The organism is Paraburkholderia bryophila (assembly GCF_013409255.1).
Classification (GTDB): Bacteria; Pseudomonadota; Gammaproteobacteria; order Burkholderiales; family Burkholderiaceae; genus Paraburkholderia.
Genome location: NZ_JACCAS010000002.1, coordinates 2,149,594 through 2,162,771, shown reverse-complemented (window position 1 = coordinate 2,162,771; position 13,178 = coordinate 2,149,594). Strand labels below are relative to the sequence as shown.

Annotated in this window: 7 protein-coding genes and 3 rRNA genes; 2 read left to right on the top strand and 8 right to left on the bottom strand. The window is 57.6% G+C overall.

Translation table 11 applies throughout. From position 1 onward, the window contains the following. Nucleotides 1-251: 251 nt before the first annotated feature. Nucleotides 252-2,183 carry an SPFH domain-containing protein gene (locus GGD40_RS30655; RefSeq protein WP_257030626.1) on the top strand — a complete coding sequence of 644 codons (1,932 nt, stop codon included), beginning with the start codon at nucleotides 252-254 and terminating at the stop codon, nucleotides 2,181-2,183. Nucleotides 2,184-2,290: 107 nt separating this feature from the next. Here GGD40_RS30655 and rrf read toward each other — a convergent pair. From rrf to GGD40_RS30625, 6 genes are all read right to left on the bottom strand, one after another. Continuing rightward, nucleotides 2,291-2,404 (bottom strand): 5S ribosomal RNA (gene rrf, locus GGD40_RS30650). Between the two features lie 146 nt (nucleotides 2,405-2,550). After that, a 23S ribosomal RNA gene (locus tag GGD40_RS30645) occupies nucleotides 2,551-5,431 on the bottom strand. A gap of 388 nt (nucleotides 5,432-5,819) precedes the next feature. Next, nucleotides 5,820-7,350: ribosomal RNA gene (locus GGD40_RS30640) — 16S ribosomal RNA — on the bottom strand. Together the 16S, 23S and 5S rRNA genes form the textbook arrangement of a ribosomal RNA operon. A 308-nt stretch (nucleotides 7,351-7,658) precedes the next feature. Then, the gene (locus tag GGD40_RS30635; protein ID WP_179746158.1) at nucleotides 7,659-8,996 is read right to left on the bottom strand and encodes an ATP-binding protein; all 1,338 of its coding nucleotides are present in this window, start codon (nucleotides 8,994-8,996) and stop codon (nucleotides 7,659-7,661) included. Then, nucleotides 8,993-9,733 (bottom strand): response regulator, encoded by a 741-nt coding sequence (locus GGD40_RS30630; RefSeq protein ID WP_035561617.1) that lies wholly within the window; start codon nucleotides 9,731-9,733, stop codon nucleotides 8,993-8,995. Before GGD40_RS30630 ends, GGD40_RS30635 begins: the two co-directional genes overlap by 4 nt. Before the next feature lie 126 nt (nucleotides 9,734-9,859). Beyond that, nucleotides 9,860-10,231, bottom strand: a complete 372-nt coding sequence (locus tag GGD40_RS30625; protein ID WP_179710561.1) for a GFA family protein — start codon at nucleotides 10,229-10,231, stop codon at nucleotides 9,860-9,862. Between the two features lie 273 nt (nucleotides 10,232-10,504). Here GGD40_RS30625 and GGD40_RS30620 point away from each other — a divergent pair, with 273 nt between their 5' ends. Beyond that, complete coding sequence (locus tag GGD40_RS30620; protein WP_179710563.1) at nucleotides 10,505-11,044, top strand: thioredoxin family protein; 540 nt, start codon at nucleotides 10,505-10,507, stop codon at nucleotides 11,042-11,044. A gap of 97 nt (nucleotides 11,045-11,141) precedes the next feature. Here the strand turns inward: GGD40_RS30620 and GGD40_RS30615 are convergent, their stop codons facing one another. Together GGD40_RS30615 and GGD40_RS30610 are read right to left on the bottom strand one after the other, a co-directional pair. Further along, nucleotides 11,142-12,173 (bottom strand): alpha/beta fold hydrolase, encoded by a 1,032-nt coding sequence (locus GGD40_RS30615; protein WP_179746157.1) that lies wholly within the window; start codon nucleotides 12,171-12,173, stop codon nucleotides 11,142-11,144. A gap of 199 nt (nucleotides 12,174-12,372) precedes the next feature. Then, nucleotides 12,373-13,122: a creatininase family protein gene (locus GGD40_RS30610; protein WP_179746156.1), complete on the bottom strand. Its 750-nt coding sequence runs from the start codon at nucleotides 13,120-13,122 to the stop codon at nucleotides 12,373-12,375. Nucleotides 13,123-13,178: the final 56 nt, after the last annotated feature.

The following is a 13,178-nucleotide window of genomic DNA, read 5'->3' as shown; positions in this document are numbered from 1 at the left end:
GGTCAGTGCCGCAGTCTCCGTGGCGTATCGTGCTCGCCATTACAGGCCATCCTGCTCTCTCCAGGCGTCGAGATAGAAATCCCACCACGCCGCTCGACGGCTGACGTCGCTCTACGTCTTTTTCACACTGTAGTGCCTGAACCCTTGCGTCGCGCTCGTGCTGTCAGAAGCACGGACCACGAATGACGACGCTCGGGTATTCGAAGTACAACGTTAAAAAAGAGTCCAATAACATGCACACGGTTTTATCCATGAGCTTACTGGTCCCGCTGGTCGTTTTACTCGTCATCGGACTGCTCGCGGTGATCGGCGTCTGGCTGTCGGGGGCCGTTCACTATATTCCGAACGACGCGATCGGCGTCATCGAAAAGATCTGGAGTGCGCAAGGATCGGTGCAGGTCGGCCTGCTCGCCTTGCATGGCGAAGCCGGCTTTCAACCTGACGTGCGCCGCGGCGGTTTTCACTTCTTCACGCCGTTCCAGTATCGCGTTCATATCCGGCCGATGGTGTCGGTCACGCAAGGCAAGATCGGCTATGTCTTCGCGCGTGACGGGGTCGATCTGCCGGCGGGCCAGACGCTCGCCGACAATGCCACCGTCGACGATTTCCGCGACGTCCGCGCGTTTCTCGAACATGGCGGCCAGAAGGGTCCGCAGCGCAAGGTGCTGCGTGAGGGCACGCACATTCTGAATCCGGCGCTGTTCGTCGTCATGACGGAGGACACGACCTATTCACTGTCGATGGCGCCGGAAGAACGCGCCTACTACGCCCGCATGCGCGACGTGCTCGACGAGCGCAGCGCCTTTACGCCGGTCGTGATCAAGGAAGTCACGGGCGCCCATGGTTCCGACCAGATCGCCGTGGTAACGGTGCAGGATGGTCCGGGGCTGCGCGTGGACGAATTGCTTGCACCCGACGTCGGCGATCTGCACAACGCGTTTCAGGAGCCGGAGAAGTTTCTCGCGGCGGGTGGACGTCGCGGTCGTCAGGAACGCGTGCTGGTGGAAGGCACTTACTACATCAACCGGCTCTTCGCGACGGTTGAGTTTCTGACGAAGACCATCGTTCCGGTCGGCTTTGTGGGCGTGGTGGTGTCGTACACGGGCCGTCGCGGCGACGACCTCTCCGGCAGCGACTACAGTCATGGCGAGTTGGTAAAAACCGGTTGCCGTGGCGTCTGGAGCGAACCGCTGATGCCCGGCAAGTACGCGTTCAACCCGTACGCCGGCAAGATCGAATTCGTCCCGACCACCAACTTCGTGCTGCTCTGGAAAGCCGGCGAAAGCGGTTCTAACTTCGATTCGAATCTGCGCGAGATCACGTTGATCACGAAGGACGCGTTCGAACCGCAATTGCCGTTGTCGGTGGTCGTGCATATCGACTATCGCAAGGCGCCGCTCGTCGTGCAGCGTTTCGGCAATATCGAGCAACTGGTCGAGCAGACGCTCGATCCGATGGTGTCGTCGTACTTCAAGAACGTCTCGCAAACGCGGACGTTTATCGAGTTGATCCAGTCGCGCAGCGAATTGCAGGGCAATGCGTCGAGTGAGATGCGCGAGCGCTTCAAGGCGTATTCGCTGGAGTTCGAGGAAGTGCTGATCGGCACACCGAAGCCGCAAGCTGGCGACACGCAGATCGAGAACATCATGGCGCAGTTGCGCGACCGGCAGATCGCGCGCGAACAGGTCGAAACGTTCGCGCAGAAACAGATCGCCGCAGACAAGCAGCGCGAACTGAACGAAGCAGAACAGCGTGCGGCGAAACAGAAGGAGTTGACTGGTTCCTTGGTCGATGTATCGATCAAGGAGAACCAGGGTTCGGCAGCGGTGAAGGCCGCTGAGAAGCGTCGTCAGGAAATCGAAGCGCTCGCGCAGGCCGACAAGTTCAGGCAGGAAATGGAGGGCTCAGGTCGCGCGTCGGCGATCAAGGCGGTCGGTGAAGCGGAAGCTTCGGCGATCAAGGCGAAGTCCGAAGCGCTGCAAGGTGAAGGTGCCGACAAGCAACTGATGCAAACGGTGATGCTGCGTTTGGCCGAAGCGTTCGAAACGTCACGTGTTCCGCTCGTTCCGCAGATCCAGTTGGGTGGTGATAGTGGCGGCAATGCGATCAATACGCTGATGTCGCTGATGAGTTCACTGAAGGCGGGGGAACTGGCGCAGTCGCTGTCGAGTAAGAGCGAATAGTTGGGCGATGACGGCGGTGGGCGTTGAGTACCTTGTTGTGATTTTCCGTCGCCGTAAACGCAGAAACCCCACCTGATTGGGTGGGGTTTCTGCGTTGCTGCTTGGGAGCCTGACGATTACCTACTTTCACACGGGCAATCCGCACTATCATCGGCGTGGAGTCGTTTCACGGTCCTGTTCGGGATGGGAAGGGGTGGTACCGACTCGCTATGGTCATCAGGCATGACTTGTTGCCGCACTGCCCTTTGGGCAATACAGCCAATCTGGAAGAAGTAGTTGAGAGGATGCCTCTCGGTATTACTTTGGGCTGTGCCTGTATTGCACAACACTGATCTCAACCGTGTGTCGTGAGAGACACACCTGTTATAGGATCAAGCCTTACGGGCAATTAGTATCAGTTAGCTTAACGCATTACTGCGCTTCCACACCTGACCTATCAACGTCCTGGTCTTGAACGACCCTTCAAGGGGCTCGAAGCCCCGGGGATATCTCATCTTAAGGCGAGTTTCCCGCTTAGATGCTTTCAGCGGTTATCTCTTCCGAACATAGCTACCCGGCGATGCCACTGGCGTGACAACCGGTACACCAGAGGTTCGTCCACTCCGGTCCTCTCGTACTAGGAGCAGCCCCCTTCAAATATCCAGCGCCCACGGCAGATAGGGACCAAACTGTCTCACGACGTTTTAAACCCAGCTCACGTACCTCTTTAAATGGCGAACAGCCATACCCTTGGGACCGGCTACAGCCCCAGGATGAGATGAGCCGACATCGAGGTGCCAAACACCGCCGTCGATATGAACTCTTGGGCGGTATCAGCCTGTTATCCCCAGAGTACCTTTTATCCGTTGAGCGATGGCCCTTCCATACAGAACCACCGGATCACTATGACCTGCTTTCGCACCTGCTCGACTTGTCGGTCTCGCAGTTAAGCACGCTTATGCCATTGCACTATCAGCACGATTTCCGACCGTACCTAGCGTACCTTCGTACTCCTCCGTTACACTTTGGGAGGAGACCGCCCCAGTCAAACTGCCTACCATGCACTGTCCCCGATCCGGATTACGGACCAAGGTTAGAACCTCAAACAAACCAGGGTGGTATTTCAAGGATGGCTCCACGCAGACTGGCGTCCACGCTTCATAGCCTCCCACCTATCCTACACAGACCGGTTCAAAGTCCAATGCAAAGCTACAGTAAAGGTTCATGGGGTCTTTCCGTCTAGCCGCGGGGAGATTGCATCATCACAAACACTTCAACTTCGCTGAGTCTCGGGAGGAGACAGTGTGGCCATCGTTACGCCATTCGTGCAGGTCGGAACTTACCCGACAAGGAATTTCGCTACCTTAGGACCGTTATAGTTACGGCCGCCGTTTACCGGGACTTCAATCAAGAGCTTGCACCCCATCATTTAATCTTCCGGCACCGGGCAGGCGTCACACCCTATACGTCCACTTTCGTGTTTGCAGAGTGCTGTGTTTTTATTAAACAGTCGCAGCCACCAGTTTATTGCAACCCCTTCACCCTTCTGGCGCGAGCCAGTCAAGCTACAGGGGCGTACCTTATCCCGAAGTTACGGTACCAATTTGCCGAGTTCCTTCTCCCGAGTTCTCTCAAGCGCCTTAGAATACTCATCTCGCCCACCTGTGTCGGTTTGCGGTACGGTCTTGTTAAACTGAAGCTTAGAGGCTTTTCTTGGAACCACTTCCGATTGCTTCTTCACCTAGGTGAATGGCCTCGCACCCTTGAATTCCGCGCCCGGATTTGCCTAAGCGCCTTCTCCAATGCAAGGACCGGGACTTCCAACACCCGGACAACCTTCCGCGATCCGTCCCCCCATCGCATTTAACAATGGTGCAGGAATATTAACCTGCTTCCCATCAGCTACGCATTTCTGCCTCGCCTTAGGGGCCGACTCACCCTACGCCGATGAACGTTGCGTAGGAAACCTTGGGCTTACGGCGAGGGGGCTTTTCACCCCCTTTATCGCTACTCATGTCAGCATTCGCACTTCCGATACCTCCAGCGCACTTTTCAATGCACCTTCGCAGGCTTACGGAACGCTCTCCTACCATGCACATAAATGTGCATCCGCAGCTTCGGTATATTGCTTAGCCCCGTTACATCTTCCGCGCAGGACGACTCGATCAGTGAGCTATTACGCTTTCTTTAAAGGATGGCTGCTTCTAAGCCAACCTCCTGACTGTTTTAGCCTTCCCACTTCGTTTCCCACTTAGCAATATTTGGGGACCTTAGCTGGCGGTCTGGGTTGTTTCCCTCTTGACACCGGACGTTAGCACCCGATGTCTGTCTCCCGTGATTGCACTCTTCGGTATTCGGAGTTTGCTATGGCGTAGTAATCCGCAATGGACCCCACAACCATGACAGTGCTCTACCCCCGAAGGTGATACACGAGGCACTACCTAAATAGTTTTCGGAGAGAACCAGCTATTTCCAGGTTTGTTTAGCCTTTCACCCCTATCCACAGCTCATCCCCTAACTTTTCAACGTTAGTGGGTTCGGACCTCCAGTACGTGTTACCGCACCTTCATCCTGGCCATGGATAGATCACCTGGTTTCGGGTCTACACCCAGCGACTGAATCGCCCTGTTCGGACTCGCTTTCGCTACGCCTGCCCTAATCGGTTAAGCTTGCCACTGAATGTAAGTCGCTGACCCATTATACAAAAGGTACGCAGTCACCCCTCAAGGAGGCTCCTACTGTTTGTATGCATGCGGTTTCAGGATCTATTTCACTCCCCTCCCGGGGTTCTTTTCGCCTTTCCCTCACGGTACTGGTTCACTATCGGTCGATCACGAGTATTTAGCCTTGGAGGATGGTCCCCCCATCTTCAGACAGGATTTCACGTGTCCCGCCCTACTTGTCGTACACCTAGTTCTTCCTCGCTGTTTTCGTCTACAGGGCTATCACCTGCTATGGCGGCACTTTCCAGAGCCTTCGACTAACAATGAAGATAAAGAGTACAGGCTGGTCCCATTTCGCTCGCCACTACTCTGGGAATCTCGGTTGATTTCTTTTCCTGCGGTTACTTAGATGTTTCAGTTCACCGCGTTCGCTTCGCATGACCTATGTATTCAGTCATGGATACTCCATTCGGAGTGGGTTTCCCCATTCGGACATCTACGGATCAAAGCTCGTTTGCCAGCTCCCCGTAGCTTTTCGCAGGCTACCGCGTCCTTCATCGCCTGTGATCGCCAAGGCATCCACCACATGCACTTGTTCGCTTGACCCTATAACGGGTGTGTCTCACACCGCGTTCACTCGGAACGCAGCATTGGCCACATCGTTACAGGTTGAGTATTCGTGTTGCGCCGTATTCCAAGGCAATCTTTCGATTACCTTTTCATACATTGATACAATCACAACCCTGATTCACCTACTCGTCTACCCATCTCTAGATAGCCTTTCGTGAATCTCTTTACTACTTCTTCCTGATTGTTAAAGAACGACAGCCGATATCATGATTGCTATAACCACGTATCACTCTGACTGGCTCAATCGCCAATGCAAAGTACTCTGCGCATTGCCTGCTCGCAGAACACTATGCACTGAAGATTGTCCATTCAGAATCACAGCCGATAAGCGTGAGCGCTCAACGTTTGACACGTCTAGCTCGAGAAAGGAGGTGATCCAGCCGCACCTTCCGATACGGCTACCTTGTTACGACTTCACCCCAGTCATGAATCCCACCGTGGTAAGCGCCCTCCTTGCGGTTAGGCTACCTACTTCTGGTGAAACCCACTCCCATGGTGTGACGGGCGGTGTGTACAAGACCCGGGAACGTATTCACCGCGGCATGCTGATCCGCGATTACTAGCGATTCCAGCTTCACGCACTCGAGTTGCAGAGTGCGATCCGGACTACGATCGGTTTTCTGGGATTGGCTCCACCTCGCGGCTTGGCAACCCTCTGTTCCGACCATTGTATGACGTGTGAAGCCCTACCCATAAGGGCCATGAGGACTTGACGTCATCCCCACCTTCCTCCGGTTTGTCACCGGCAGTCTCCCTGGAGTGCTCTTGCGTAGCAACTAGGGACAAGGGTTGCGCTCGTTGCGGGACTTAACCCAACATCTCACGACACGAGCTGACGACAGCCATGCAGCACCTGTGTTATGGCTCCCTTTCGGGCACATCCACCTCTCGGCAGACTTCCATACATGTCAAGGGTAGGTAAGGTTTTTCGCGTTGCATCGAATTAATCCACATCATCCACCGCTTGTGCGGGTCCCCGTCAATTCCTTTGAGTTTTAATCTTGCGACCGTACTCCCCAGGCGGTCAACTTCACGCGTTAGCTACGTTACTAAGTCAATGAAGACCCAACAACTAGTTGACATCGTTTAGGGCGTGGACTACCAGGGTATCTAATCCTGTTTGCTCCCCACGCTTTCGTGCATGAGCGTCAGTATTGGCCCAGGGGGCTGCCTTCGCCATCGGTATTCCTCCACATCTCTACGCATTTCACTGCTACACGTGGAATTCTACCCCCCTCTGCCATACTCTAGCCCGCCAGTCACAAATGCAGTTCCCAGGTTAAGCCCGGGGATTTCACATCTGTCTTAGCGGACCGCCTGCGCACGCTTTACGCCCAGTAATTCCGATTAACGCTTGCACCCTACGTATTACCGCGGCTGCTGGCACGTAGTTAGCCGGTGCTTATTCTTCCGGTACCGTCATCCTCCCGCCGTATTAGGGCAGAAGTTTTCTTTCCGGACAAAAGTGCTTTACAACCCGAAGGCCTTCTTCACACACGCGGCATTGCTGGATCAGGGTTTCCCCCATTGTCCAAAATTCCCCACTGCTGCCTCCCGTAGGAGTCTGGGCCGTGTCTCAGTCCCAGTGTGGCTGGTCGTCCTCTCAGACCAGCTACAGATCGTCGCCTTGGTAGGCCTTTACCCCACCAACTAGCTAATCTGCCATCGGCCGCCCCTGTAGCGAGAGGTCCTAAGATCCCCCCCTTTCCTCCGTAGAGCGTATGCGGTATTAATCCGGCTTTCGCCGGGCTATCCCCCACTACAGGACACGTTCCGATGTATTACTCACCCGTTCGCCACTCGCCACCAGGATTACTCCCGTGCTGCCGTTCGACTTGCATGTGTAAGGCATGCCGCCAGCGTTCAATCTGAGCCAGGATCAAACTCTTCAGTTCAAACCTGTTACTGTTTTTCGGTTCCGTTAAGAACCGGTCGCTCACTCAACGTACTGACGAATTGTTCGACCATCTTGCGATGCTCAAACCTTCCTTTCATTACTGTGTGAGACTTGATACTTTCGCTTTGCGGAAGATCCCGAAAGATCCACCTCGCGTCTCGCATCAAGCGCCCACACTTATCGGCTGTTAATTTTTAAAGATCATTTCGCTCAGAAGCTCTGCTTTCTTCGCGTCCGTCATCTAACGGGAGGCGAATTATGCAGACTGAGATTTCATTGGTCAACCCTATTTGCGAAATATTTTTCTCACGACCTTTTCGCCGTCTCGCTCAAGTTCTTCAACGTGAGTCTCGCTTCCAGTCCGCCACCCTCGCGATTGTGGAGAGAGAGCGTCGCGTCCATTGCGAGAGCAAGTTGTCTTGCGATGGCGAGACCAAGACCGGTTCCCCCCGTATTGCGATTACGCGATGCTTCGAGCCGGAAGAACGGTTCGAATACGGCCTCCAGCGACTGGGCGGGGATACCGGGACCGCGGTCCGACACGGTGATCGTGGTCTGCCCATCGTGCAACGCGGCGACCTGGATCTCGGCGGCACCGCTGAACTTCAATGCGTTGTCCACGAGATTACCGACAATGCGACGCAACGCCTGGGGCCGCGTCATGATCGGCGCGCCGAACGATCCCTGCAACGACACCGACTGCCCGGCGTCGACGTAGTCGCACACCAGACTGTCGAATAGCGCGTCGGGATCGATACGGCAGCGCACCTCCGTCGCGCCGTGCAAAGTCCGCGCGTACGTCACGCCCTCTTTCACCAACGCTTCCATTTCCTGCAGATCCTGCCGCAGTTTCGCGCCTTCAGGTTCGCCTTCCATCACATCGACACGCAGCCGCATACGGGTGATCGGCGTTTGCAGATCGTGCGAGATCGCCGCGAGAATCTGCATGCGTTCGGTCATGTACATCGCGATACGGTCCTGCATGGCGTTGAATGCTCGCGCGGCGCGCGCCACTTCGGACGGTCCCTTCTCCGACAACCGCGCCGCCTTCAGATCGGGACCGAGCGTATCGGCGGCGACAGCCAATTCATGCAGCGGACGTGTCGCCAATCGCACCGCCAGCCAGCAGCACGCAATCAGCACGATCAATTGCAGCAGCAAGCCGGATAACAGCCAACCGGACAGCGGCGCGCTCGACATGGGCCGCAGATCGATCGTCAACGGCGCGCCGTCGGAGAGCTTCAGATGAACCTGCAAGCGCTCGTCGTCGCCGGGCACCGCATTGACCGTCAGCGGATAGTTGGTCCCGATCCCATCGGAAATGGAGGCGGCAATTCGCGCCGACAAATGCGCATCGACCGGGCCGCCGCTCACGCCAGGCCCAAGAATAAATTCGTAGCTGCGCCGCGCGAGACGCGGCAACCATTGCGCGCGCTCATTGGCCGGCAAATGATCGAGCAACGCGACCGAACTCGTCACCTCTCGTTCGATGTAACCGGTCATGATGTTCGTCATGGTCTGGTCGCGTTCGGTCATGGTGAGCCAGAACGACAACGCCTGCGCCGACGCAAGGCCAACGAACAGAATCACCGTCAGCCGCGCGAACAACGAGCGCGGCCAATGCAGCCAGGCACTCGCGTTCATTGCTCGTCCTCGATCACGTTGACCGCCGCGGAAAACACATAGCCCTCGCTGCGCAGCGTCTTGATGTAACGCGGCTCGCGAGCCACGTCGCGCAGGCGCTGACGCAAGCGGCTCACCATCAGATCGATCGAACGGTCGAACTGATCGGCTTGCCGGCCCTGGGTCAGATTGAGCAACTGATCGCGCGTCAACACGCGCTGCGGATGATCGAGAAACACACGCAGCAACCGGTACTCCGCGCCGCTCAACGCGACCATGGTGCCCTCCGCGTCGAGCAGATGGCGCGCGGTCGTATCGAGCCGCCAGTCGCCGAATCCCAGCATCTGCGAGGACTCCGAGACCTGCATGCCGGGCGGTAGCATGCGCGCGCGGCGCAGCACCGCGCGAATCCGCGCAAGCAGTTCGCGCACGGCAAACGGCTTGGGCAGGTAGTCGTCCGCGCCCATTTCCAGACCGAGAATACGATCGGCTTCTTCATTACGAGCGGTCAGCATCAGCACAGGCACCGACCGGAACTTGCTGGCCCGCAGTTCGCGGCACAGCACCAGGCCGTCTTCACCCGGCATCATCAGATCGAGCACGATCAGATCCGGCGCGCCGTGTTCCAGCGCGGCATGCATCTGCCGTCCGTTGGCCGCGAGCGAGACGCGCATGCCATTCTTCTCGAGGTAGCCGGCAATCAGTTCGCGAATGCCGCGATCGTCGTCGACGATCAGTACATGGTCGGTCGTGTCCATCAACGCATCATCTCTTTTGACGTTTCACCTGCACCCGGCTCGAATTGAGCAACGAACACTGCGCCGGGTGCGCCCATTCTGCGGCCAGCCCGCCTGCCACGAAGGCAATGATCGACAGTAGCCGCCTCATGCGTCCTCCACCACGGACAGGCTGGCACCGTTGGCAACACCGGCTTCCAGCGTATACGGGTCGATCCCTTCAAGGCAACCGATATTGGCGCGCCACAGCAGCGGGTCTTTACGCGTCTGATGAAACGGGTAGATACCGCAATGGCGGCAGAAATAGTGCTTCGCCACCCGCGTGTTGAACTGGTACAGCGTGAGGTCCTCTTCGCCCTGCAGGATCGTCAATTCATTCGCGGGGAACAGCGGCGTCATCAGCGCGCCCTTGCGGCGGCACAGGCTGCAATTGCAGCGCCCGGCGGGTTCGATCGGGGCACGAATTTCGAATTTGACGGCCCCGCAATGGCAGGACCCTTTCAGTACATTGGCGCTCATACAGCTCTCCGTGATCAGGCAATGACTGCTTTATAGCGCGGCTTGCCGGGTGATTTGTGTCGCAATGTATCTGCCCTGTCGCCAGACACAAAACATTGCACCGGGACACACCCGCCGACACAAGCCAGATACCCGCGAACGTTCCAATAAGGCCATGCGATCAACGGCACGACGGTCATGAGTTCTTCTCCGCTACGCCGTTCGATCCGCAAGCAGGTCTGCCGGATGGCGCCTGCATTGACTGCTTACTACTCGCCCTGAAAGGACTACGACATGCTGAATCTCAATCGACTGAAAACGCTGGCCATGACCGCCGCATTCGCTGCCACCGCGGTCACCGGCACTGCGGCCATCGCGGAGCCGCTCAAGACCGGCCCTCGCGCGCCGGAGTTCACCGGCATCAGCACATGGCTGAACAGCGATCCGCTCACCATCCAGAAACTGCGCGGCAAGGTCGTACTGGTCGATTTCTGGACCTACACCTGCATCAACTGCATCAACACGCTGCCGTACGTGAAAAGCTGGAATCAGAAGTACAAGGATCAGGGACTCACGGTAATCGGGGTCCACACCCCCGAGTACCCGTTCGAGCGCGATACGGATAACGTCAAGACCGCCATCAAGCGTTTCGGCATTACCTATCCGGTCGCGCAGGACAACCAGTATGCAACGTGGAGCGCTTACAACAACCAGTACTGGCCCGCGTTCTATCTGATCGACAAGAAAGGCCAGGTGGTCTACACGCACTTCGGCGAAGGCGACTACGCCAAGACCGAGGCAGCCATTCAGGCACTGCTTGCGCAGAAAGACTAACGCGCAAATGGTCGAACGGGCCGCAGCGATAAAACTATCGCTGCGGCCCGTTTTTTATGAGCGACTCGTCCGAGTCGCTCACCGTATTCGCGTCCGCTTAAAGATGGGCAACGTCGATCACCGCATCGGCGAACGCTTTCGGCGCTTCCTGCGGCAGGTTATGGCCGATACCGCCGCCAATGTTGCGATGCGCGTACTTGCCGGTGAACTTCTTCGCGTACGCGGCTGGATCGGGATGCGGCGCCCCGTTGGCGTCGCCTTCCATGGTGATGGTCGGCACGGAAATAGTCGGCGCCGTGGCCAGACGCTTTTCCAGCTCGTCGTATTGCGGCTCGCCCTTGACCAGCCCCAAACGCCAGCGATAGTTGTGAATCACCACCGCGACATGGTCCGGATTGTTGAACGACTCGGCCGAACGATCGAACGTCGCGTCGTCGAAATTCCATTTGGGCGAGGCCGTGTGCCAGATCAGTTTGTTGAAGTCGTGGCGGTTCGCTTCGTAACCCGCATAGCCGCGTTCCGTGGCGAAATAGAACTGATACCACCACGCGAGTTCCGCTTTCGGCGGCAACGGCGTGCGATTCGCTTCCTGGCTGCCGATCAGATAGCCGCTCACCGACACCATCGCCTTGCATCGCTCCGGCCACAGCGCCGCAATGATGTTCACCGTCCGCGCGCCCCAGTCGAAGCCGCCGAAAATCGCCTTGTCGATCTTCAACGCATCCATCAGCGCGATGATGTCCACAGCGACCACCGCCTGCTGCCCGTTGCGCGGCGTATCCGCAGACAGAAACCGCGTGGTGCCGTAGCCGCGCAGATACGGCACGATGACGCGATAGCCGGCCGCCGCGAGCAACGGCGTGACTTCAGCGAAACTGTAGATGTCGTAAGGCCAGCCGTGCAGAAGAATCACCACCGGACCATGATGCGGACCGGCTTCCGCGTAACCCATGCTAAGCGTGCCGATATTGACCTGCTTCAGGTTGTCGAACGACACGAGGCGGGACCCCGCCGACGCACCGTTGGACTGCGCGTTGGCGATTCCGCTCAGGCCCAGTTCCAGCAAGCTGAGCCCGGCAACCGTCGTGCCGAGCAAACGACGGCGCCGCATATTGATCTGATCCGACATGGCTAACTCCCCTAATGTAGTTGCGCTTTGAAAAGCCCATTCGTTGGTGAAAAAACGAACTGGCCTTGAACCCTTGAAAGCATTAGACGCCGCGGACGTATCCCGCTTATGTCGGGAAAGAGCCCTGGTGAATCCTTATGTACCGTACGACGCTGCCGATACAGTGCGATACAAACCCACGGCAACGCCGCGCGGTTTTTCAGTCCGGCACGCTCTCGCGACTGAACGCCTCCATCTCGCGGATCAGGCTCTGCGCGGCCAGTTCGACCAGCGCGCCGCCCCGCTCCTGAGACGCCTGAGCCGGATCGGAGCCCATCCGCCCATCGGCAAAGCGCGCGCGAAAATCGAGTGCTTCGCGAATCGGTCCCGACGGTGCGATCTGCGGACTGTAGGCCGCGTGCTTGATCGACTCGGGCAGCGCCCATTGCGTAATCGCGATCTCGGACGGCGTGGCGTGCGCGCCGTGGCCGGTCGGGAACTGCTCGCGCGCCAGTTCGCCGACGCCTTCGAGGTCCCACCAGTTGCACAGCTTCAGCGCGAAGCCCGCGCGTCGCCGCGCGAAACTGGCCTCGGCATATAGCTCGGAGAATGCGGCTTCGATCGACGCGATGTTGCCGCCATGACCGTTCAGGAAAAGGATTTTCTCGAAGCCGTGCAGCGCGAGCGATCGGGTCCAGTCGCCAATGGCGGCGATGAAGGTCGACGGTCGCAGCGAAATGGTGCCCGCGAACGCGAGGTGATGCTGCGCCATGCCGATGTTGAAGGTCGGCGCGATCAGCAGGTCGGCGCGTTTCTCGGCTTCGTACGCGATGATTTGCGGGCACAACCAGTCGGTGCCCAGCAGGCCGGTGGGACCGTGTTGTTCGTTCGAGCCGATCGGCACGACGATCGAGCGGCTGCGTGTCAGGTATTGGCCGACTTCGGCCCAGGTCGACAGATGTAAAAGCATTTGAGGTTCTCCACTTCGCCGTTTCCGGGTGGAACACGGTATGTTGAGTTGCTTGA

Bases quoted from the DNA above. Each gene is read 5' to 3' on its own strand.
- GGD40_RS30625 (WP_179710561.1), bottom strand. From the start codon at position 10,231: ATGAGCGCCAATGTACTGAAAGGGTCCTGCCATTGCGGGGCCGTCAAA.
- GGD40_RS30610 (WP_179746156.1), bottom strand. From the start codon at position 13,122: ATGCTTTTACATCTGTCGACCTGGGCCGAAGTCGGCCAATACCTGACA.
- GGD40_RS30620 (WP_179710563.1), top strand. From the start codon at position 10,505: ATGCTGAATCTCAATCGACTGAAAACGCTGGCCATGACCGCCGCATTC.
- GGD40_RS30655 (WP_257030626.1), top strand. From the start codon at position 252: ATGAGCTTACTGGTCCCGCTGGTCGTTTTACTCGTCATCGGACTGCTC.
- GGD40_RS30630 (WP_035561617.1), bottom strand. From the start codon at position 9,733: ATGGACACGACCGACCATGTACTGATCGTCGACGACGATCGCGGCATT.
- GGD40_RS30635 (WP_179746158.1), bottom strand. From the start codon at position 8,996: ATGAACGCGAGTGCCTGGCTGCATTGGCCGCGCTCGTTGTTCGCGCGG.
- GGD40_RS30615 (WP_179746157.1), bottom strand. From the start codon at position 12,173: ATGTCGGATCAGATCAATATGCGGCGCCGTCGTTTGCTCGGCACGACG.